Raw genomic sequence first — 22,944 nt, forward strand, 5'->3', positions numbered from 1 at the left:
TTAGGCGTCTACATCCTGAGGGATTTTAGCGATCACTTGATTTAGTTTCTTTTTAGTTGCCGCTAAACTTAATTTCAAGCGAACAATATAGTAGCTAGCAAATAACCAACTCAAAATAAAACCAGCAAAAAAGACAATCGCTAAGACAACAGGTAAACGATATTCACCCTGTGCGACAAAATAGCTGATGGTCACCACTTGTTCGTTGCGCGCGCCAAAAATCAACGCCAGAATAAATAACAGTGCCACAAGCACAGTTGCTACAAATGATTTCACGCTGCACTCCCTAAACGCGTTTCAATTTAATGATTATCCAAGAAATTTACTAAGCTGACCAGCATTGCCTTGCAATAGATACAAAAAAGCCTCCTAACGGAGGCTTTTTACTATGCGGTCAATCACACATTAACGGCGTCAACACGCTCGCGCAGTTCTTTGCCTGGCTTAAAGTGCGGGACGTATTTACCTTCCAAATCGACTGATGAACCAGTCTTTGGATTACGGCCAGTCCGCGGTGCACGATAGTGAAGCGAGAAACTACCAAAGCCACGGATCTCAATACGATCACCGCTTTCTAATGTTGTTGCCATTTGCTCCAACATTTCTTTGATTGCGCCTTCAACCTCTTTCGCCGACAGCTGCGACTGCCTGGTGGCGAGTTTTTCGATAAGTTCAGATTTCGTCATCCTAGCTATCCCCTATTATCAAGCCAAACACAGTCGCCTAATGGGGAGAGATGTCTCCCCAAACAACAGGCGATTATTTACGAGCTGCTTTAAACGCTTCAGCCATTGCATTGCTAATAACAGCGTCATCTTGTTTGTTCAGAGTCGCCATTACTTCTTTCTCTTCAGCTTCGTCTTTCGCTTTGATTGACAGGCTGATAGAGCGGTTCTTACGGTCAACACCCATGAACTTAGCTTCGATTGCATCACCTACATTATAGACAGTAGATGCATCTTCGATACGCTCACGTGAAATGTCAGCTACACGGATGTAACCTTCAACAGTGTCAGCCAGTTCAACAGTCACACCTTTAGCATCAACAGCAGAAACAGTACCGTTTACGATAGTACCTTTCTTCTTGTCAGCCAAGTATGCGTTGAATGGATCATCTTCAGTTTGCTTAACACCTAAGCTGATGCGCTCACGCTCTGGATCTACAGACAGAACCACTGCATGGATTTCATCGCCTTTCTTGTATTCAGAAACTGCGTCTTCGCCAGTACCGTTCCAAGAAATGTCAGACAGGTGAACTAGACCATCGATACCGCCGTCAAGACCGATAAAGATACCGAAGTCAGTGATTGACTTGATCTTACCAGAAACCTTGTCGCCTTTGTTGTAACGAGTTGCGAAGTCATCCCATGGATTGGTCTTACATTGTTTCAGACCTAGAGAAATACGACGACGCTCTTCATCGATGTCCAGAACCAGAACTTCAACTTCATCACCTAAGTTAACCACTTTAGATGGGTGAATGTTCTTGTTAGTCCAATCCATTTCAGAAACGTGAACCAGACCTTCAACGCCTTCTTCGATTTCTACGAAGCAACCGTAGTCAGTTAGGTTAGTAACGCGACCAGTTAAACGTGTGTTTTCTGGGTAGCGTTTGCTGATTTCTAACCATGGATCTTCGCCAAGTTGTTTCAGACCTAGAGACACACGAGTGCGCTCACGATCGTACTTCAGTACTTTAACGTTGATTTCATCGCCAACATTGACGATTTCTGATGGATGTTTAACACGTTTCCACGCCATATCTGTGATATGTAGCAGACCGTCAACACCACCTAAATCTACGAATGCACCGTAGTCAGTCAGGTTCTTAACGATACCCTTAACTGCTTGACCTTCTTGCAGGTTTTCTAACAGTGCATCACGCTCAGCGCTGCTTTCTGATTCGATAACTGCACGACGAGAAACAACAACGTTGTTACGCTTCTGGTCTAGCTTGATAACTTTGAATTCTAATTCTTTGTACTCTAAGTGAGCGGTGTCGCGAACTGGGCGCACGTCAACTAGAGAACCTGGTAAGAAGGCACGGATACCGTTTAATTCAACAGTGAAACCGCCTTTAACTTTACCATTGATGATACCGATTACAGTTTCAGCATCTTCATAAGCTTTTTCCAGAACGATCCAAGCTTCATGACGTTTCGCTTTTTCGCGAGACAGTTGAGTCTCACCGAAGCCGTCTTCAACAGAGTCAAGAGCTACGTCAACTTCATCGCCAACTTGAATTTCTAAAACGCCTTGAGCGTTTTTGAATTGTTCAGCTGGGATTGGGCTTTCAGACTTCAGACCCGCGTCAACCAGTACCATACCGTTTTTGATTGATACAACAGTACCACGAACGATAGAGCCTGGACGGAATTCCAGAGTTTGAAGGGATTGTTCAAATAGATCAGCAAAAGATTCAGTCATGTTTAGGTTACTTTCTTTATTAAACCACTGTCCGTCCTAGACGTGGAGTCAGTCAAATTATCCGTATCATCCTTAATACGAATACCTATCCGGTGGGCTAACTTAGTTAGTGTCGGATAATTTTTGGTTGATAAAGTTAAGCGCAAGCGCTAACACTTCATCAATACCCTTTCCGCTTGTATCGATAATGAGCGCGTCCTCGGCGGGGACTAAAGGAGCCACCGGACGATTCATATCGCGGTCATCACGTTCGATAATTTCACTTAAAAGGCGCTCGATATTAACATCGAAGCCCTTGTCCTGCAACTGATTATAGCGTCTTTGGGCACGCTCTTCAGCTGAGGCGGTTAAATATAATTTTGCCGGCGCACTTGGGAAAACCACAGTTCCCATGTCGCGACCATCGGCAATTAATCCTGGCGCCGTTTTAAAGGCCCGTTGACGACGTAATAATGCTTCTCTCACCCGTGGAAACGCGGCGACTTTTGAAGCGGCATTCGAGCACTCTTGAGTGCGAATGTCGGTGGTGACGTCTTCACCTTCCAATATCACTTGAACCGGATCGGTATCATTGCCTGTTAAAAACTTCACATCGAGATGTGCCGCTAACAGCGTGATCGATTCTTCATTTTCCAGTTCAACGTTATGATGAATTGCTGCGAGCGCAAGAACTCGGTAAATAGCACCACTATCAAGTAGTTGCCAACCTAGATGCTGAGCCAATAATTGACTAATTGTACCTTTGCCAGCACCACTTGGGCCGTCGATTGTGACTACAGGAGCCCGTTCAGACATACATTCCTCCGCAAAAAATAACCATCATCCGTGAGTTCATCAAGTGAGCCCCCGAAAATGAGCGCGCAGCATTGTACAACAAAAGACAAACAAAATCCGTGGATTTTTTATGAAGATTAGCAGCCGCGCAAATACGGCTGACTATTCTTGACATCGATAGTTGTAACAATGACGAAGCAGATTGGCTTAGCCTTGCAGACTCGCAAACTGCTTAAAGTAGTCTGGGAATGTTTTAGAAGTGCAATCAGGATCATTGATGGTAATACCGCAATCGGCAAATGCCAGCATAGAAAAACACATGGCCATACGGTGATCATTGTAGGTATCGATTTCTGCGGTATTAATTACCACAGGCGGGGTGATTTTAATGTAATCGTTGCCCTCTTCAACCTCGGCGCCGACTTTACGTAATTCCGTCGCCATGGCCGCTAAGCGGTCGGTCTCTTTAATACGCCAGTTATAGATATTACGAATAACCGTCGTGCCTTTAGCAAATAAGGCGGCGGTTGCAATGGTCATAGCCGCATCGGGAATGTGGTTCATGTCTAAATCAACGGCCGTTAACTGAGAGCCACGCGCAATAATATAGTCATCGCCCCACTCGATATCTGCGCCCATTTTTTCAAGCACATCGGCAAATTTCACATCGCCTTGAATACTCAAACGGCCCACACCGGTGACTTTGACTTCACCGCCCTTAATCGCTCCAGCGGCGAGGAAATACGATGCCGATGACGCATCACCTTCGACCAGCACTTTACCTGGTGATACATAACGCTGGCCTGCAACAATCTCAAAACGGGCATAGTCATGGTTGATGACTGTTACGCCAAATTGAGCCATCAGGGCCAGTGTAATATCAATATACGGCTTAGAAACTAACTCGCCTTTGACATGGATATTCACACTGCTCTTTGCAAGCGGCGCCACCATCAATAGGGCGGTTAAAAATTGGCTTGATAAGTCACCCGCAATCTCAACATCGCCGCCATTAAGACCCGTTGCATTAATCGTCAGCGGGGGAAAACCGTCATTTTTAAGATAAACTACATTGGCACCGAGTTGCCTTAAGGCATCGACTAAGTCGCCAATCGGGCGCTCTTCCATGCGCGGTTCGCCCATGAGGGTAAATTCGCCTTGGCCTAAGGTTAAGGCGGCGCACAATGGGCGCATTGCTGTGCCCGCATTGCCTAAAAACAATTCCTGCGCAGATTCTGAGGAAATCACACCGCCTAAGCCATCAAGTTCACACACAGTATTATTTTGCGATAAACGATAGTTCACCCCTAACTGCTTGAGGGAGGCCAGCATGTGGCGAATATCATCTGAGTCGAGCAGATTGGTAAGCGTGGTCGTGCCTTGGGCTATGGTGGCCAATAATAAGGCACGATTTGAAATACTTTTTGAGCCCGGAATATTGATCTCACCGCGGACTTGCACAACAGGTTCAAGACGTAATTGCTTCATGAATAAATCTTCTTTCTCTATAGGGCGTCATCATCACGATCACGCGGACTGAATACGCAAAATGGCAACTTCACGCTACAGTGCGTCAAGTTAAGATTACAAATAAAAGGAGATTGGGGCCTTGTTGGTGCTTCGTCGTTATAAAATTACCGATTGTCGCTAAGGATTCAACCGTTTTTTCGAGAAAAATGGCATTTTGGTCAGATTATTTGCTGAGATCAGTGTAAAAATAACAAAAACGCAAAATTTAAGCGGTTAATTTATGATTTAACCGTATTTTTGGCAGGCTTTTTTGCCAAGATAACTGGCGTGTAATCACAGTTTTCACTTTAATTACTTTACCTTTCCGCGCTATTCTAACCTCCAAACGATAAATAACGCATATCTGATACGAACAATCACGTTTGCACTATAACCAGAAAGGTAGATGGAGCTATGTTTAACTCACTCATCGCAATGCCAGCGGACCCCATCCTTGGCTTGTTAACTCAGTACCGCGAAGACTCTCACCCACAAAAAGTGGATTTAGGTGTGGGCGTTTATAAAGATCCTACCGGCGTTACCCCTATTCTAAGCTGCGTGAAAAAAGCGGAAAAATTCCGTCTCGATACCGAAACCACCAAAGTGTATATCGGCCCAACAGGCTCACCACAATTCAACACCTTGATGACGGAATTAGCCTTTGGTGCTGGCCACAGTGCCATTATCGCTAACCGTATCCGCACCGTTTCAACACCCGGCGGTACAGGCGCGCTGCGCGTGGCGGGTGACTTTATCAAACGCTGCAACCCGAATGCTGTGTTATGGGTAAGCGACCCAACTTGGGCAAACCACATCGGTTTGTTCGAAGCGGCTGGCATTACCGTTAAAACCTATCCTTATTATGACTACGATAGCAAATCATTGAAATTTGATGAGATGCTTGCTGCATTATCGCAAGTGAGTCCTGATGATGTGGTGTTATTCCACGCCTGTTGCCATAACCCAAGCGGAATGGATTTAACCACAGAAGAATGGGATAAAGTGATTGCCCTGACTAAAGAGCAAGGCTTTACCCCACTGATTGACATGGCCTACCAAGGCTTTGGTGATGGCGTTGATATTGATGCCTACGGCGTGCGTCAAATGGCGGCAGCGGTCGATAATATGATCCTGTGCAGCTCATGCTCGAAAAACTTCGGTTTGTACCGTGAGCGTATTGGTTCCTGCTCTGTGATTGCCAAAGATGCCAATACCGCCAATATCGCGCAATCTGTACTGCTTTATGTGGTTCGCTGCCTCTACTCTATGCCACCTGCCCATGGCGCAGCGATTGTTGAGACGATTTTAGGATCAAAAGAATTAACCCAAGAATGGCTTGATGAGCTGAAAGTGATGCGCGATCGCATCAACGGCAACCGCGCCATTTTAGTGGATAAACTTAAAGCCAACGGCGTAAACCGTGACTTTAGCTTTATCGCCCGCCAAAAAGGTATGTTCTCTTTCCTTGGGGTGGCTCCAGAGCAAGTGGCGCGCCTACAAAAAGAATTCAGCATCTATATGGTAGGTTCAAGCCGCATCAGTATTGCTGGGATCAGTGAAGATAACGTTGATTACTTAGCTCAATCGATTGCTAAAGTGCTTTAAGCCGCTGAGTTTATCTGCACCGCTCACTCTGCTGTATTCCCGCAATAAAGGAATACAGCAGAGTTCATTTACCGCCTCAAGTGTTAAATTTTTCAATCATCCCACCCGATCAGTTTTGACAGTTTATTATCCTCTGTTGCATATCCCCGAATATGACAAGCAAGGTCACGTCTCACTGTTCAAGCATTTATTTTTAATCGTAAAACCACATTCTAGTGATTTTGACATCGCGGCTTTATCGCAATAAGCCACACATTGTGAACTCGGTCGGCGGATTTCCATTTCATTAATCAGGACTGCGGCTATTTTCACTTTTTAAAGCCAACGCCACTGAGTAGATTAGTGGTCATCATAGAACTTGTGGATGTTCAGCCATGTTATTACAAGATAAATTAGTGCAAATCGTCACCAACCCGCTGCTTTCACCCAAGCAAAAATCCAACTATTTAGCATTAGAAGCGGAAGCCAGTTTGCCCTATATGTCGATATCGCCCGAGGTAAAAGCGGCGATGAATGACGGTATTATTTGCGACATGTTTGAAGGCCATGCGCCGTTTAAACCACGCTATGTGTTGCCAGATTATGCCCGCTACCTTCAACAAGGCTCTGAATACTTAGAGTTATCAGCGGCAAAAAACTTGGACGAAGCCATCAATGCCTTAACGATTCTGTATCATCACGTGCCATCGGTGACCAATATCCCCGTGTATTTAGGTCAGCTGGATGACATTTTGATGCCTTTCGTTGAAGGAATGGATGCGGAAGTCCTTTATCGTAAACTTAAACTGTTCTGGATCATGCTCGACAGAACCCTGCCCGATGCCTTTATGCACGTGAATATTGGTCCTACAGATAACATCGTTTGCCGCACCCTACTGCGCATTGATGCCGAGTTAAAACAAGTTGCCCCCAATTTGACTTTTATGTACGACCCCGCCGTCACGCCAGATGAATTGTTGTTGCTTGCGACCACCAATATTTGTCAGTGCAGTAAGCCACATATCGCGAATTACCCTCTGCATGCCTGTGCGTTTGATGAGCGCGGTTTTGGTATTGTCAGTTGCTACAACGCGTTGCCATTAGCGGGCGGCGCCAATACCTTAGTTCGACTTAACCTTAAAGAAGTGGCGTTAAAGGCCAATTCTATAAACGATTTTTTTGATACTGTATTGCCAAATTACTGCTCACTCACCTTCGAGCTCATTGACGCGCGCTCGGCATTTTTGCATCAAGAATCACACTTCTTTGACAGTTTTTTAGTTAAAGAGCAATTGATTGATGAATCGCGCTTTGCACCCATGTTTGGTATTTACGGCATGGCAGAAGCCGTGAATATTCTGCGGACATTCACGGCTACTGATGCAACGAAGTTATCTCAACGAGATCAACACACTGGCTATGGTCATCAGACAGATGCAAATCAGCTGGGCTATCGTATTTCTGCTGCGCTCGATGCCATAGTGAAATCCACACCCGTCGCACATGGTTACCATGGGCGGGCACTACTGCATTCACAGGGCGGTATTAGTATCGACAACAATGTGACTCCTGGCGTTCGCATCCCCTATGGCACTGAACCGAATCCCATCGCCCATATTCAAGCCCTAGCGCAGCATCATCAGTATTATACGGCGGGGATTAGCGATATTTTGACTATCGATGAAACCGTGAAATCCAATCCTCAAGCCATGTTCCAACTGTGTAAAGCCGCGCTTGAGTTAGGTTTTAGGGAGTTTACCGCCAATGTCGCCTCTAACGATTTAATGCGCGTGACTGGCTATATGGTAAAACGCTCAGATATTGAAGCGTTTAAACAATGCGGCTCACGTCTCAATACCACAGGCTTAGCCGCAGAAGCGGCGGTTAATACGGGAATATTGCAACGCCAAGCACGAGTTATCGCCCATGAGCACTCCCCCTGTGTTGTTAAATGAACCGGCCATAAATAAACAGGCAATAGTCAGTCAGCTATTGCCCTTTTCCTGTGTCGACGGGCCTGGCAGCAGGCTCGTGTTATTCTTGCAGGGCTGCAACTATCAATGCAAAAACTGCCATAACCCACATACCATAGGTTTATGCGATGCCTGTGGCGATTGTGTCGCCACCTGCCCTGACAATGCGCTGACATTAATAAACCTCAATGATAAGCCTCGCATTCACTGGGATAGTGAGCGTTGTAGCCAATGCGATACTTGTATTGCCGTATGCCCGAAACAAGCGAGCCCTAAGGTCAGTCGTTACACCGTTGAGGAGATACTGACGATTCTCCATAGTCAGCGTCACTTTATTAATGGTATTACCGTGAGCGGCGGCGAAGCGAGCCTACAACTGCCATTTATTCTTGCCTTGTTTAAAGGAATTAAGGCGACAGAGTCGTTATCACACTTAACTTGCATGCTCGACACCAATGGCAGTTTAAGTCTAACGGGATGGCATAAACTGCTGCCGTTTTTAGATGGCGCTATGGTGGATCTCAAAGCGTGGCAGCAAGATACCCATAGATACATTACTGGTCGTGATAACCATGCCGTGTTCAAATCAATCCAGTTATTGGCTAAACAGCAAAAACTGTATGAGGTGAGATTGCTGCACATTCCGAGCATCACGGATTATGAGGAAGAAATAGACGCACTAGCGAACTATTTACTTCTGCTAGGCCCAGATACGCGAGTTAAGTTAAATGCCTTTCACCATCATGGTGTTGTCGATGCAGCACTCAATTGGCCAAGCTGTAAACAAGCCGATATTGAACGCTTAGCCGCAACCCTTGCAAAGCGAGGCGTAACCAATCTCGTGTTACCTTCTATATACCTTTAACGACTGCAAAGCAAAATTTGCTCATAAAGCCAGCGCAGTGCGGGATCTTTCATGCTTTGACTATGCCAAACTAGGCTGTAAGCCACTTTACCATATTCTATAGGCAAAGATTTAATCGTTAAGCCTTGAGCTTGGCTAGCGATGGATGCCCAGCGGCGCGAGCAGGTAAAGAGCAACTCACTGTGATGGCACATTAACGCCGCACTGCCAAAGTCTGGGACCGAAATGGGAACGGCACGTTTTTTAGATTGCTGGGCGAGCAAAATATCAAAAAAAGGCGTGCTCAAATCTGTGTCTGTAATGCCAATATGGCTAAAACTCAGGTAATCATCGAAGCTGATATGCGGCTGTTTAGCCAAGGGATGGGATGAATTCATCAGGCAGACCATTTCATCGCTAAACAAGGTTTCCCACACCAGATCGTCTTGAAGAGGATTAGGTTGACTCAGATCATGGGGTAACAGCACAAAATCTAATGTACCTTTAAGCAATCCATCAAAACCAATATTGTCTTTGCTGTAAATATCGAGGCGGATATTAGGAGCCAAGCTCAGAATATGGGCGCTTAGCTTGGCGGTCAGCAGTTCAAAGGTGCTTTCGCGCATCGCAAGCGAGAAACGCCCCTCAAAATGTGCAGGGTTAAACGCATCCTGACTCATGATCTGATTCATATCATTGATCATCTGCTGCACACTTGGCCCTAATCGTCTTGCCAATGGGGTTGCTACCAGTGAGTTGCCGTTACGATAGAACAGTTCATCGTTCAAGCTGTCCCTGAGCTGGCTTAAGGTTTTACTGACGGATGAGGGACTTAAACATAAACGTTCGGCGCTGGCGGTTACACTCAGGGTATCGAGCATCACATGCAAAGTGATCAAATGCTTCATACTAATCCGCGAAAGCTTGGCCAAATCCATCGGTGACATCCTATTGATTTATCGTGTATACGCATCCAGAAATACGTTCTTTTAATTATGATAAACAATAACATACAACTAACCCAGCATCTTATTCAGTAATGCGCGTCAGCTCACAGGCTTTCTCACCGCGAGTGTTCTTGAAGGCATCTGGTCTCAACGTCATCTTGCTTAACGCCATTGTCGATAAATTAAAGCTAACAAAAAAGCGAATGCATTTGAGCATTCGCTTTTGGGATGTCTAACTTGGGATGGCTAACTGATGATCAACATTCAATAAGCATAACGTTGATGTTCAGGCAGCAAAGCCTAGACGCTAAGCGTCGCAAGCTAATGAGTGACTCAATACAGCTAAGCCTAGCTATGTTTGTTTGCAAACTCATTCATAAACTTGACCAAGGCAACTACGCCATCGAGTGGCATTGCATTATAGAGGCTAGCACGCATACCACCTACGATACGATGGCCCTTTAAGGCAACGAGTCCAGCAATTTGCGCTTGCTTTAAGAACTCACTATCGAGCGCTTCGTTGACTAATTGAAAAGTCACGTTCATTTGTGAGCGGTTCGCTGCAACAACCCCATTACGGTAGAAAGCATTACCATCAATGCATTGATATAACATCTGCGCTTTTTGTTGATTAATTTTTGCAATACTCGCAATGCCGCCAATGGACTTAAGCCAAGCAAAGACTTCAGCGGCGAGATACCAAGCAAAGGTTGGCGGTGTGTTGAACATAGAGTCATGCTCAACGGCTAAACGATAGTCCATGATGGACGACTGCGGTAAACTCGGCAGTTTTAACATGTCATCGCGCACTATCACTATCGACAGACCCGATGGACCTATGTTCTTTTGTGCGCCAGCGTAAATCAAACCGTAGCGGCTGACGTCGATTTCACGTGACATAATGGTTGACGATAAATCGGCAACAATTGGCCAAGGTGAGTCTAATTCATCAAAAATTTCGATACCATCTACTGTCTCATTAGGGCAATAGTGAACATAGCGATAATCGGCATCGATTTTATGTAAATCAGGTAAGACAACCGCATTGAGTCCATTGTGTTTTTCAACAATATTCAAGCTATCAATCTGCGCTTCACCTACGAGCTTTTGTGCTTCGGCTAACGCGGCAGATGACCATTGGCCACTGACTAAATACAGGGATCGGCCATGATTACCTAAAAAATTATTCACAACAGCGGAGAACTGTCCACGACCACCGCCGTGCATAAATAGCACATGGTAATTTGTGGGGATCTGCATCAGTTCACGTAAATCGGACTCGGCTTGTTGTGTAAGCGCGATGAACTCTTTACTTCGGTGGCTGATTTCCATCACGGAAACGCCTTGGCCATTCCAATCAAGTAATTCCTGTTGTGCTTTTTTCATTACCGCTGCGGGTAACATTGCAGGTCCAGCACAGAAATTATAAATCGCGCTCACTGACACTCTCCTTAATCCCAACCATGATGTAGGTATTGATAAAACGAAACCATTCTAAAACGAACAATGCTATCAACATCAATGCCATTAAAAAAACGAGCGTCCTATTGGACGCTCGTTAATATGACACTTAATTACTCTTCGTCTTGCTCATCATCAGTAAGCTCGTCTTCATCTTCGTCCAACTCTTCTTCGTCATCCAGCGCTTCTTCAAGCGCCTCATCGGCTAATTCGCCTTCGACAATGACAGGAACAATCGGTAAACCGTTTTCATCCAGCTCGACTTCATCTTCTTCAGTTTGGATTTCGTCGATACGTTGTAGGCCGACCACTTTCTCGTCGCCCGCAGTACGGATAATCGTTACACCTTGAGTGTTACGGCCAATGATAGACACGCCGCTCGCAGGTGTACGCACTAAGGTACCTTTATCACTGATGAGCATCAGTTCGTCGTTAAGACCGACTTGAACAGCCCCAACAACAGCGCCGTTACGTTCGCTCACCTTGATTGAAACCACACCTTTAGTCGCACGGCTCTTCGCAGGATATTCAGACAGTTGCGTCCGTTTACCGTAACCGTTTTCAGTCACCGTCAGAATCGCGCCATCGCCTTTGGGTACGATAAGCGACACGACTTTTTGACCTTCTTCTAAACGAATACCACGAACGCCTGTTGCAGTACGGCCCATAGGACGTAAGGACAAGACTTCTTCACCGGTTTCAGGATCGGTTTTCACTTCGCCTGTTTCAGAATCACGAACTTTCTCACCAAAGCGAACCACTTTCCCTTCATTCGAGAACAACATGATTTCGTCATCACCGTTAGTGATATCGACACCGATCAGTTGGTCACCGTCTTTGAGGTTAACGGCGATAATGCCGTTTGCACGTGGGTTGCTATAAGCAGTTAGTGCGGTTTTCTTCACAGTACCATGTGAGGTCGCCATGATGATGTACTTGTCCGCCGCGTATTCACGTACTGGCAGAATCGCAGTAATGCGCTCGCCATCGGATAACGGCAGCAAGTTAACAATTGGACGACCACGGGCCGTACGGCTCGCTAATGGCAGTTGATACACTTTGAGCCAGTACATCTTACCAAAATCAGAGAAGCACAAAATGGTGTCATGGGTATTGGCAACTAACAGCTTCTCAACGAAATCTTCGTCTTTCACTTTCGTCGCGGCTTTACCTTTACCACCACGGCGCTGGGCTTGGTAATCGGTCAACGGTTGATACTTGGCATAACCTAAGTGCGACAGTGTTACCACAACGTCTTCTTCGTTGATCAAGTCTTCAAGACTCATATCGACTTCGTTAGCATTGATCACTGTACGGCGAGCATCGCCGTATTCTTCAAGGATTTGAACTAATTCTTCCTTGATCACTTCCATCAAACGCTCAGGACTGCGCAGAATAAACAGCAGACCCGCGATAAATTCGAGTAATTCTTCGTATTCGGCGATGATCTTATCGTGCTCAAGACCGGTTAAACGGTGTAAACGCAGTTCCAGAATGGCCTGAGCTTGTTGCTCAGTCAGGAAGTATTGACCGTCACGAATACCGTATTGTGGCTCTAACCACTCAGGACGCGCGGCGTCATCGCCCGCTTTTTCCAACATACCTTGAACGTGACCTAACTCCCAACCTTGCTCAACCAATTTCACTTTGGCATCCGCAGGCGTTGGTGAGGCTTTGATCAGTGCAATAATCGGGTCAATGTTAGCCAGTGCAACCGCCAGCGCTTCCAAAATATGGGCACGCTCACGGGCTTTACGCAGTTCGAATACGGTACGACGCGTCACCACTTCACGGCGATGCAGAATAAAACATTCGAGCATTTCTTTAAGGTTAAACAGTTTAGGCTGACCATTGGTCAGGGCCACCATGTTAATCCCGAAAGAACACTGCATTTGCGTTTGAGCATAAAGGTTATTGAGTACAACCTCGCCCACTTCACCGCGCTTAATTTCGATAACGATACGCATACCGTCTTTATCAGACTCGTCGCGTAGACCGCTGATCCCTTCAAGCTTTTTATCTTTAACCAGCTCGGCAATCTTCTCGATTAAACGGGCTTTGTTCACTTGATATGGGATTTCAGTGACGATTATACGCTCACGGCCATTATCTTCGGTTTCCACATCTGCCAGAGCACGCATGATCGCGCGGCCACGGCCAGTTTTATAGGCATCAATAATGCCTTTACGGCCGTTGATAATCGCTGCAGTGGGGAAATCCGGACCTGGAATGTATTCCATCAACTGTTCAATCGACAGTGAAGGTTCTTCAATCAATGCCAAACAGCCTTTCACGACTTCCGTTAGGTTGTGTGGTGGAATGTTGGTTGCCATACCTACCGCAATACCCGATGAACCGTTAATTAACAGGTTAGGTACGCGTGTAGGTAATACAGCTGGGATCTGTTCTGTGCCGTCGTAGTTAGGGACGAAATCCACTGTCTCTTTTTCAAGATCAGCCAGTAATTGGTGCGCTAACTTATCCATACGGATTTCGGTATAACGCATTGCCGCCGCTGAGTCACCGTCGACCGAACCGAAGTTACCTTGGCCGTCTACTAAGGTGTAACGCAGTGAGAATGGCTGGGCCATACGGACGATAGTGTCATAAACAGCAGAGTCACCATGGGGGTGATATTTACCGATGACGTCACCAACCACACGGGCAGATTTTTTGTAAGGCTTGTTCCAATCGTTCTTCAATTCACTCATGGCAAACAGAACGCGGCGATGAACCGGCTTTAAGCCGTCGCGCACGTCTGGTAATGCACGTCCCACGATAACGCTCATGGCGTAATCAAGGTACGAATTCTTTAGTTCGTCTTCGATATTAATTGGCGAAATAGATGATGCCAGATCAGTCATAAACTGCTCGTTCCCCTGAAAAATAGCCGACAACGTATAATCCGTATCATTGCCTAGCCCAAAAACGTGATTTGGCATTCTAACACAGTTATTTAATGTCGCCAGACCTATCATTCTCGAATTGAGAGTCTGGTGGCTTAATAGATGAAAACACTGTCAATTTGGTCATTTATGCGATAAACAAGCGTTGAAATTCACGGCTTACGATGAGGAAAAATCGTCAAAGGGATAAAGTAAAAGGTCGATACGGAGCACAACAATTAACATAAAAGCAGATAACTGCTGAAAATTCACTCAACCACAAGGGCTTAGCTCAGTCGAGCACTTTGTTTATCAAACATAGTCGTTATAATAGCCGCACAATACAGCTTCTTCAGGTAATAGCATGCATCAGAATACCAATGTAGACCCACAGGAAATCGCAAAGTTTGAACGTATGGCCGAAACTTGGTGGGATCTCAACGGCGAATTTAAGCCGCTGCATCTATTAAACCCGCTGCGCTTAAACTATATCGATCAAACCGCAGGCGGTATTTTCGGGAAGAAAGTGCTCGATGTCGGCTGTGGTGGCGGCATTTTGTCTGAAAGCATGGCCCGCATCGGCGCCGAGGTTGATGGCTTAGATATGGGTGATGAGCCCTTAGAAGTCGCCCGCCTACATGCTCTCGAAACGGGCGTGAGCATTAATTATGTAAAAAATACCGCCGAGGCCCACAGCCAAGATCATCAAGCCTATTACGATGTGGTGACCTGCATGGAAATGCTCGAACATGTACCCGATCCACAATCTGTGATCAAGGCTTGCTGTGACATGGTCAAACCCGGTGGTCATGTGTTTTTCTCCACCATCAACCGCAACATTAAATCCTACGTGCACACCATTTTAGGCGCGGAATATTTGCTAAAAATGCTGCCGGTTGGCACCCACGAGCATAAAAAATTCATTAAGCCTTCGGAGCTGATTGAACTAGTAGATAATACCGATCTTATCTGTACCGATGCATTAGGGGTAAGCTACAACCCATTGACGGGCATTTTTAAGTACACGCCTAAGGTTGATGTGAATTACATGATAGCGACGCGTAAGGTTGATTAATATGAGTCTGGCACAGATCAAAGGCGTACTGTTCGATCTCGACGGCACCTTAGCCGATACCGCGCCGGATCTGGTGCAAGCCCTCAATTTAAGTCTTCAAGACGTCGGCATCGCCGCGCAGCCGTTAGCGACCATGCGCTACGCCGCATCCCACGGCAGTTTTGCCTTAGTCGATGCCGCGATCCCTGATGCGGCAGAAGATCTTCGATCTCAAGTTCAGCAAGGGCTACTCGCCCACTATCAGCGCATTAATGGCGATCACTGTGCGCTATTTACAGGCATAACAGCATTACTCGACTGGCTCGAGTTAACTCAGCTGCCGTTTGGGGTGATCACCAACAAGCCTGCGCGCTTTACCCGTCCCTTATTGCGAAAACTGAATTTACACTTGCGTATGCCCGTTATCATCAGTGGCGATTCGACCAAACACGCTAAACCCCACACAGCACCTATGCTGTTAGGCGCACAACAGCTGAACTGTGCTCCAGAGCACATTTTGTATCTTGGGGATGCCGAGCGAGATTTGCTCGCGGCCAAGGCTGCTGGCATGTTAGGCGGCGTGGCCCTATGGGGTTATCTGGGCGTGAACGACAAGCCGTTGCAATGGCCTGCGCACGCGCATTTTGCGAGCCCAACTGAGCTACATCAAGCACTAATCGAAGCATTGGCTTAACAACATCAACCAAAAACAGCGCCTACAATGCTCACGAATAAGGCATCCAATACGTAACTTCACTGACGAACATCAGTGTGTCAGCATACTATTTATGACCCACGGAAAAAGTCAGGCGGATAAAAGATCGGCACTCGTGAGCGATCGCGATCTAAAGAAAAGATCGCCTAAAAATCCCCCATGAGTGTGACACGCTAACCTGAAATTGAGCTTCAAGGTTAGTCGTTACTAACGGAAAAGTTTATCCTCACGTTATCCACAAGATGTCCCCTGAATTCAGACTTGCAAATAGGGGCAAACCTCACTATCTTGTATCCCATATAATTTAAAACACCATATCTTGTGTATAGGTAACAATCAGACACACTAGAAGCTCGCCGCTTAATTGACTCGTTTGTAACCAGTCAGCTGTATTTAAGGGACGATTGTTGATTGTTTTACAAGGATACGTACGGTGATTTTGCTCACCTAAATACATATAAGAACCAAGGCCTATCTCCAAATGAATAGCACTATGACAGTCACAAAACGCTGTGGCGATCGTGAGAATATCGATCTCGAAAAAATACACCGCGTAATTACTTGGGCAGCCAAGGGATTAAAAAACGTTTCTGTTTCGGAAGTTGAACTTCGCTCACACCTACAGTTTTTCGATGGCATCCCAACCGAAGCTATCCATGAAACCATTATCAAGGCTGCGGCGGATTTAATTTCTCCAGAATCACCGGACTATCAGTTTCTTGCTGCCCGTTTAGCGGTGTTTCATTTGCGTAAGAAGGCCTTCGGTCAGTTCGAGCCGCCCGCATTGTATGCTCACGTGACTAAATTGGTTGAGCTGGGTAAATACGATCAACACATTTTAAGAGATTACACCCGCGAAGAGCTGGATGTGATGGATACCTATATCGACCATTGGCGCGATATGGATTTTTCCTACGCTGCGGTAAAACAGCTTGAAGGCAAATATTTAGTTCAAAACCGTGTGACCCACGAAATCTATGAGAGTGCGCAGTTCCTTTACATTTTGGTTGCGGCTTGCTTGTTTGCCCGTTATCCAAAAGAGACGCGCCTGAAATACGTTAAAGATTTCTATGACGCGGTATCAACTTTTAAACTGTCGCTGCCAACGCCAATTATGGCCGGTGTGCGCACCCCAACGCGTCAGTTCAGCTCTTGCGTACTGATCGAATGTGGTGACAGCTTAGATTCCATCAACGCGACCGCTTCGTCTATCGTGAAATATGTCAGCCAACGTGCGGGTATCGGTATTAACGCCGGTCGTATTCGTGCCTTAGGTAGCCCAATCCGTGGTGGTGAAGCCTTCCACACAGGTTGTTTACCTTTCTATAAGTATTTCCAAACCGCAGTGAAGTCGTGCTCTCAAGGCGGCGTGCGTGGCGGTGCTGCGACCCTGTTCTACCCTATTTGGCACTTAGAAGTCGAATCTCTGCTGGTATTGAAAAATAACCGCGGCGTCGAAGACAACCGTATCCGTCATTTAGACTACGGTGTGCAGTTGAACAAAGTCATGTATCAACGTCTGATCAAAGGCGAGAACATCAGTTTATTTAGCCCATCTGACGTACCTGGCTTGTACGATGCTTTCTTTGAAGATCAAAACGAATTCGAACGTTTATATGTGCAATATGAGCAAGACAGCAACATTCGTAAGAAAACGATAAAAGCCGTTGAACTGTTTTCACTGATGATGCAAGAGCGTGCCTCAACGGGCCGTATCTACATTCAGAACGTGGATCACTGCAACACTCACAGCCCGTTTGATTCAAAAGTCGCGCCGATCAGACAGTCTAACCTGTGTCTTGAAATCGCCCTGCCGACTAAACCATTAAACAACATCGATGATCCAGAAGGTGAAATCGCGCTTTGTACGCTGTCAGCACTTAACTTAGGTTCTATCAAAGAGTTATCTGATATTGAGCCATTAGCCGACCTCGCCGTACGCGCACTGGATAATTTATTGGATTATCAAGATTATCCTATCAAGGCCGCGCAAATCGCCTCGATGAATCGCCGTACTTTAGGCATAGGTGTGATCAACTTCGCTAACTATTTAGCGAAAAATGGCATGAAGTATTCTGATGGTAGCGCGAACGCTTTAACCCACAGAACCTTCGAAGCGATTCAGTACTATTTACTGAAAGCCTCAATGAACTTAGCCAAAGAGCAAGGGGCATGTCCGTTATTCCACGAGACCACTTACTCTCAAGGTATTTTGCCAATCGATACCTACAAACGTGACCTAGATAAAATTTGTGCTGAACCATTGCACTTAGACTGGGAATCACTGCGTAGCGATATCAAGCAATATGGCCTGCGTAACTCGACGCTGTCGGCATTAATGCCATCAGAAACCTCGTCGCAAATCTCCAATGCGACCAATGGTATTGAGCCACCACGTGGTCTTATCAGCGTGAAATCGAGCAAAGACGGTCAGCTAAAACAAGTGGTACCCGATTTCGATACACTGAAAGATAGCTATGAATTGCTGTGGAAAATGCCAAGCAACGACGGTTACTTACAGCTAGTGGGTATTATGCAGAAATTCGTTGACCAAGCGATTTCGGCTAACACTAACTACGATCCTTCACGTTTTGAAGGCCGTAAAGTGCCAATGCAAACCCTACTGAAAGATTTGCTCAATGCTTACAAGTTAGGTGTTAAAACGCTTTACTACCATAACACTCGCGATGGTGCGTCGGATTCACACGATGACATCACCAATTTAGAGAAAGAAGATGACGGTTGCGCCGGCGGCGCATGTAAAATCTAGTCTTTAACTTTAACGTTAACGGTTTTATAGGGATCCCTATTTAGTGGATCCCTATCCATTGGAAAAATAGCACCATGGCCTACTCTACCTTCTGTCAAACACCCAACGATGCCACCCGTGAACCTATGTTTTTAGGTCAATCGGTCAACGTGGCTCGTTACGATCAACAAAAATATGAAGTGTTCGAAAAACTGATAGAAAAGCAGTTATCTTTCTTTTGGCGCCCGGAAGAAGTAGACGTCAGTCGCGATAAGATTGACTACGGTGCATTGCCTGATCATGAAAAACACATCTTTATTTCGAATCTGAAATACCAAACCCTACTCGACTCGATTCAAGGCCGCTCGCCCAATGTGGCCTTTTTGCCGCTGGTGTCACTGCCTGAATTAGAAACCTGGATTGAGACTTGGTCTTTCTCTGAGACGATTCACTCGCGCTCATACACCCACATCATTCGTAATATCGTTAACGATCCTTCAGTGATCTTCGACGATATCGTTGTGAACAAAGAAATCTTAAGCCGTGCGACCGATATCGCCGCTTATTACGATCACTTGATCCAACTGACTCAGATATTCCATTTACTCGGTGCAGGAACCCATGTTATCGATGGCAAAGAAGTCATAGTCAACACCCGCACCCTGAAAAAAGCCTTGTACCTGTGCATGATGTCAGTCAACGCCCTAGAAGCTATTCGTTTCTATGTTAGCTTTGCCTGCTCATTTGCCTTTGCTGAACGTAAGCTCATGGAAGGTAACGCGAAAATCATTCGCTTAATCGCCCGTGATGAAGCCTTACACTTAAACAGCACTCAGCATATTTTAAGCATCATGCAAGGCGGTAAAGACGATCCAGAAATGGGTGAGATTGCTGCAGAATGCCAACAGGAAGCTTTCGATTTATTCTTCAAAGCCGCAGAGCAAGAAAAAGAATGGGCAAAATACCTGTTCAAAGACGGCTCTATGATAGGTTTGAATGAACAGATCCTTTGCCAATACGTTGAGTTTATTACTAATCAACGCATGAAGTCGGTGAATCTACCGCAACCATACCCAGAAATAACCAATCCATTACCTTGGATGAAAAACTGGTTAGAAAGCGATGCAGTGCAAGTTGCACCACAGGAAGTTGAAGTCTCTTCATACCTTGTCGGCCAAATCGACTCCGCGGTTGATGGTGATGAGTTCCTCGACTTCGATCTATAAAACACTTAAAAGTGACGTTACAAAATGGCATTAAAACAGTGACATCAAAAAAACGGCCACAAAATCTGTTTGCGAAGGCGCCAATCGTGCGCCTTCAAGGTCAACCTGTGTTGCTCTTTACCGAGCAACAAGGCACTTTGCTGCAAGCGCTCGAAGCCAAAAAAGTCAAAATCTTCTCAGAATGTCGCAACGGTTTCTGCGGTGCCTGCAAAACACGCGTCATCAGCGGAAAAGTCAGCTACTTAAACGAACCCTTAGCCGAACTCAAACATGATGAATGTTTGCCCTGCTGCTGTGTACCAACCGAAGATTTAGAGCTGGATCTATCACCTGAAGGTGCAGCTGTGGTCACCTATTCGTGTCAATCGAATCAGAATAAAGCCAGTTTGGCAAAGTCAAAGCAAACACAAAATGTAGCAAGTGACACACGCACGCAGAAACAGGCAGTGTTTGAAGACTCATAACGGCAAGACTCGATTGTTCAATAAGCTGCTTTAAACAAGATGTGGCGTTAAAACCCAAAATCGCTTTAAAACAAAAATGAGCTTTTAAACAAAGAGTAGCTTTAAGACAAACAGCCCCTTTCAATACAGCCTTATTCAATCCGCGCCATTAGATACCAAACGTTTTAAAACCCACTATTTTCCCTTCCCTCTATTTTCAATGCATTCACACTAAAAAACCTAAAACAAAAAAGCCTGAACACAGGTTCAGGCTTTCAGGATCTAAAATTGAATACTTAACGCTTAAAACGTAAGGCTTATCGACTTTCTATAAACGCATTGCCAGTTCAGCGCCTTGGCGGATTGCACGCTTAGCATCAAGCTCTGCCGCGACATCTACGCCACCAATCAGATGCACAGGCAGGCCCGTTGCTTTCATCTCATCTACTAACGTGCGATTCGATTCTTGCCCAGCACACAAAACGACATTATCAACGGCCAGTACTTCAGCGGTTTCACCCATGCGAATATGCAGTCCTGCATCATCAAACTTGTCGTAACTCACGCCCGTTTTCATCTTCACATCATGTTGCTTAAGCACAAGACGGTGGATCCAGCCTGTTGTTTTGCCTAAGCCTTTGCCCATCTTCGACGTTTTACGTTGCAGTAAAAACACCTTACGATGATCAGTATTGTCGGAATGGGGTTCAGTTAGGCCGCCCGCATGCTGGTAAGTTTTATCTATGCCCCACTGTTGTAGCCATTTATCGGGGTTCAAGGTGCTCGACTGGCGCTCACACAAAAAGTGCGCCATATCGAACCCTATACCACCGGCGCCAATCAAGGCCACCGTATTACCGACAGTCACTTCACCCGAGAGCACTTTTTGATAATCGACCACCCGTGGGTCATCAAAGCCGGGTAAGACTAAATCACGCGGCACAACGCCTGAGGCGATTACCACTTCATCAAACTTTTCGGTCGCCAGCACACTGGCATCGAGGCGAGTATTTAATCTCAGCTCCACCTTATGCAGCTTAATTTGGTTAATGAAATAACGAATAGTCTCGTTAAACTCTTCTTTCCCAGGGATTTTACGGGCGAGATTAAACTGACCACCCACCTCTGATTTCGCTTCAAACAAGACAACGTGATGGCCTCGCATAGCTGCATAGACAGAAAACGCCATGCCCGCAGGACCTGCACCCATCACCGCAATACGCTTTTTATTGGCTGTGGGTAAGAAGTTGATTTCAGTCTCATAACAGGCGCGAGGATTCACTAAGCAAGTTGCGCGCTTGAGGGAAAAAGTATGATCAAGACAAGCTTGGTTACAGCCAATGCAGGTGTTGATAAGCTCCGGCGTGTTCGCCGCAGCCTTATTCACAAACTCAGGATCAGCGAGGAATGGCCGCGCCATCGACACCATGTCAGCTTGACCTGAGGCGATAATCTGCTCACCAATCTCAGGGGTATTAATGCGGTTAGTCGCAATTAAGGGAACGGAAACAGATTGTTTGAGCTTTTCTGTCACCCACGCAAAGGCGCCACGGGGCACGCTTGTCGCAATGGTCGGTACTCGCGCTTCATGCCAGCCAATGCCCGTATTTAGAATGGACACACCAGCTTGCTCTAACCACTGGGCCAGTTGCACTACTTCATCCCAAGTCGAACCGTTATCCACCAGATCGAGCATGGATAAACGGAAGATAATGATGAAATCTTTACCAACTTTTGCCCGTATCGCGTTAACAATCTCAATCGGGAATTGCGCCCGTTTTTCAAACGCACCACCCCATTCATCGGTGCGAGTGTTGGTGCGCGCACTGACAAACTGATTGATCAAATATCCTTCAGAGCCCATCACCTCAACACCATCGTAACCCGCTTTCTTGGCAAGGGCGGCTGAACTGGCGTAATCCTTAATGGTCGAGCGCACTTGGCGACTAGACATAGCAGACGGCGTAAAAGGTGTAATGGGTGATTTAATCTTGCTCGGTGCTTGGGAAAAAGGATGATAGCCATAACGTCCCGCATGCAAAATTTGCATACAGATCTTACCGCCAGCCTCATGCACCGCCTGCGTTACTACGCGATGCTTACCCACTTGCCAAGGAAAACTCAGCTGACAGGCATGGGGCGTAAGGCGACCACGAAGATTGGGGGAAATACCACCCGTCACAATCAAACCTACACCGCCCAGAGCGCGTTCTTTATAAAACGCTGCCAGTTTCTCAAATCCGCCCTTTTCTTCTTCCAAACCTGTATGCATTGAGCCCATAAGCACACGGTTTTTGAGCTGGGTGAATCCCAGATCTAAGGGTTCTAATAAATGGGGAAACGACATTCAAAC

At 46.1% G+C, this 22,944-nt stretch carries 16 protein-coding genes and 1 pseudogene; 8 read left to right on the plus strand and 9 right to left on the minus strand.

The genetic code is table 11. From position 1 onward, the window contains the following. The 5 genes and pseudogenes from L5M71_RS10670 to aroA form a co-directional block, all read right to left on the minus strand. Positions 1 to 276, minus strand: a complete 276-nt coding sequence (locus L5M71_RS10670; RefSeq protein WP_028759876.1) for a LapA family protein — start codon at positions 274 to 276, stop codon at positions 1 to 3. Positions 277 to 398: 122 nt separating this feature from the next. Then, complete coding sequence (gene ihfB, locus L5M71_RS10675) at positions 399 to 686, minus strand: integration host factor subunit beta (RefSeq protein ID WP_006081718.1); 288 nt, start codon at positions 684 to 686, stop codon at positions 399 to 401. 73 nt (positions 687 to 759) lie between these two features. Beyond that, positions 760 to 2,430 (minus strand): annotated as a pseudogene (gene rpsA / locus L5M71_RS10680) (30S ribosomal protein S1); the annotation flags it as partial. 99 nt (positions 2,431 to 2,529) lie between these two features. Then, the gene (gene cmk / locus L5M71_RS10685) at positions 2,530 to 3,222 is read right to left on the minus strand and encodes a (d)CMP kinase (RefSeq protein ID WP_006081720.1); all 693 of its coding nucleotides are present in this window, start codon (positions 3,220 to 3,222) and stop codon (positions 2,530 to 2,532) included. 186 nt (positions 3,223 to 3,408) lie between these two features. Next, positions 3,409 to 4,689: a 3-phosphoshikimate 1-carboxyvinyltransferase gene (gene aroA, locus L5M71_RS10690; RefSeq protein ID WP_263206694.1), complete on the minus strand. Its 1,281-nt coding sequence runs from the start codon at positions 4,687 to 4,689 to the stop codon at positions 3,409 to 3,411. A 435-nt stretch (positions 4,690 to 5,124) separates the two neighbouring features. On the opposite strand from aroA, the gene L5M71_RS10695 reads away from it, so the two are divergent. The 3 genes from L5M71_RS10695 (at position 5,125) to L5M71_RS10705 (ending at position 9,132) form a co-directional block, all read left to right on the plus strand. Then, entirely contained in the window at positions 5,125 to 6,315 is a 1,191-nt protein-coding gene (locus L5M71_RS10695; RefSeq protein ID WP_263206697.1) for an amino acid aminotransferase, read from the plus strand. Between the two features lie 374 nt (positions 6,316 to 6,689). Next, a complete protein-coding gene (locus tag L5M71_RS10700; protein ID WP_263206699.1) occupies positions 6,690 to 8,249 on the plus strand; it encodes a YjjI family glycine radical enzyme in 1,560 nt (519 codons plus the stop codon). After that, a complete protein-coding gene (locus L5M71_RS10705; RefSeq protein ID WP_263206701.1) occupies positions 8,221 to 9,132 on the plus strand; it encodes a YjjW family glycine radical enzyme activase in 912 nt (303 codons plus the stop codon). The genes L5M71_RS10700 and L5M71_RS10705 overlap by 29 nt, the downstream gene beginning before the upstream one ends. Here L5M71_RS10705 and L5M71_RS10710 read toward each other — a convergent pair. From L5M71_RS10710 to gyrA, 3 genes are all read right to left on the minus strand, one after another. After that, positions 9,129 to 10,049, minus strand: a complete 921-nt coding sequence (locus L5M71_RS10710; protein ID WP_028759869.1) for a LysR family transcriptional regulator — start codon at positions 10,047 to 10,049, stop codon at positions 9,129 to 9,131. The genes L5M71_RS10705 and L5M71_RS10710 overlap by 4 nt on opposite strands. Positions 10,050 to 10,406: 357 nt before the next feature. Beyond that, positions 10,407 to 11,498, minus strand: coding sequence for a 3-phosphoserine/phosphohydroxythreonine transaminase (gene serC / locus L5M71_RS10715; protein WP_263206708.1), 1,092 nt, complete (start codon positions 11,496 to 11,498; stop codon positions 10,407 to 10,409). A gap of 134 nt (positions 11,499 to 11,632) precedes the next feature. Then, the gene (gene gyrA / locus L5M71_RS10720; protein WP_263206710.1) at positions 11,633 to 14,383 is read right to left on the minus strand and encodes a DNA gyrase subunit A; all 2,751 of its coding nucleotides are present in this window, start codon (positions 14,381 to 14,383) and stop codon (positions 11,633 to 11,635) included. 385 nt (positions 14,384 to 14,768) lie between these two features. Between gyrA and ubiG the strand changes: the two genes are divergently transcribed. From ubiG to yfaE, 5 genes are all read left to right on the plus strand, one after another. Continuing rightward, positions 14,769 to 15,479 (plus strand): bifunctional 2-polyprenyl-6-hydroxyphenol methylase/3-demethylubiquinol 3-O-methyltransferase UbiG, encoded by a 711-nt coding sequence (ubiG, locus tag L5M71_RS10725; protein WP_028759866.1) that lies wholly within the window; start codon positions 14,769 to 14,771, stop codon positions 15,477 to 15,479. 1 nt (position 15,480) lies between these two features. Further along, entirely contained in the window at positions 15,481 to 16,152 is a 672-nt protein-coding gene (locus tag L5M71_RS10730) for an HAD family hydrolase (RefSeq protein WP_263206713.1), read from the plus strand. A 502-nt stretch (positions 16,153 to 16,654) separates the two neighbouring features. Then, positions 16,655 to 18,943 (plus strand): class 1a ribonucleoside-diphosphate reductase subunit alpha, encoded by a 2,289-nt coding sequence (gene nrdA, locus L5M71_RS10735; protein WP_113940388.1) that lies wholly within the window; start codon positions 16,655 to 16,657, stop codon positions 18,941 to 18,943. Between the two features lie 74 nt (positions 18,944 to 19,017). After that, positions 19,018 to 20,148 carry a class Ia ribonucleoside-diphosphate reductase subunit beta gene (gene nrdB, locus L5M71_RS10740; protein ID WP_028759863.1) on the plus strand — a complete coding sequence of 377 codons (1,131 nt, stop codon included), beginning with the start codon at positions 19,018 to 19,020 and terminating at the stop codon, positions 20,146 to 20,148. 38 nt (positions 20,149 to 20,186) lie between these two features. Then, on the plus strand, positions 20,187 to 20,612 hold the full coding sequence (yfaE, locus tag L5M71_RS10745; RefSeq protein WP_173497904.1) for a class I ribonucleotide reductase maintenance protein YfaE: 426 nt from the start codon (positions 20,187 to 20,189) through the stop codon (positions 20,610 to 20,612). A 307-nt stretch (positions 20,613 to 20,919) separates the two neighbouring features. Here the strand turns inward: yfaE and L5M71_RS10750 are convergent, their stop codons facing one another. After that, entirely contained in the window at positions 20,920 to 22,938 is a 2,019-nt protein-coding gene (locus L5M71_RS10750) for an NADPH-dependent 2,4-dienoyl-CoA reductase (RefSeq protein ID WP_263206717.1), read from the minus strand. Positions 22,939 to 22,944: the final 6 nt, after the last annotated feature.

The organism is Shewanella sp. SW1, assembly GCF_025653545.1.
GTDB classification, from domain to species: domain Bacteria; phylum Pseudomonadota; class Gammaproteobacteria; order Enterobacterales; family Shewanellaceae; genus Shewanella; species Shewanella oncorhynchi.

Excerpts from the sequence above, each read along its gene's own strand:
- ihfB (WP_006081718.1), bottom strand. The coding sequence starts at position 686 with ATGACGAAATCTGAACTTATCGAAAAACTCGCCACCAGGCAGTCGCAG.
- cmk (WP_006081720.1), bottom strand. The coding sequence starts at position 3,222 with ATGTCTGAACGGGCTCCTGTAGTCACAATCGACGGCCCAAGTGGTGCT.
- aroA (WP_263206694.1), bottom strand. The coding sequence starts at position 4,689 with ATGAAGCAATTACGTCTTGAACCTGTTGTGCAAGTCCGCGGTGAGATC.
- L5M71_RS10695 (WP_263206697.1), top strand. The coding sequence starts at position 5,125 with ATGTTTAACTCACTCATCGCAATGCCAGCGGACCCCATCCTTGGCTTG.
- L5M71_RS10700 (WP_263206699.1), top strand. The coding sequence starts at position 6,690 with ATGTTATTACAAGATAAATTAGTGCAAATCGTCACCAACCCGCTGCTT.
- L5M71_RS10705 (WP_263206701.1), top strand. The coding sequence starts at position 8,221 with ATGAGCACTCCCCCTGTGTTGTTAAATGAACCGGCCATAAATAAACAG.
- L5M71_RS10710 (WP_028759869.1), bottom strand. The coding sequence starts at position 10,049 with ATGGATTTGGCCAAGCTTTCGCGGATTAGTATGAAGCATTTGATCACT.
- gyrA (WP_263206710.1), bottom strand. The coding sequence starts at position 14,383 with ATGACTGATCTGGCATCATCTATTTCGCCAATTAATATCGAAGACGAA.
- ubiG (WP_028759866.1), top strand. The coding sequence starts at position 14,769 with ATGCATCAGAATACCAATGTAGACCCACAGGAAATCGCAAAGTTTGAA.
- L5M71_RS10730 (WP_263206713.1), top strand. The coding sequence starts at position 15,481 with ATGAGTCTGGCACAGATCAAAGGCGTACTGTTCGATCTCGACGGCACC.
- nrdA (WP_113940388.1), top strand. The coding sequence starts at position 16,655 with ATGAATAGCACTATGACAGTCACAAAACGCTGTGGCGATCGTGAGAAT.
- nrdB (WP_028759863.1), top strand. The coding sequence starts at position 19,018 with ATGGCCTACTCTACCTTCTGTCAAACACCCAACGATGCCACCCGTGAA.
- L5M71_RS10750 (WP_263206717.1), bottom strand. The coding sequence starts at position 22,938 with ATGTCGTTTCCCCATTTATTAGAACCCTTAGATCTGGGATTCACCCAG.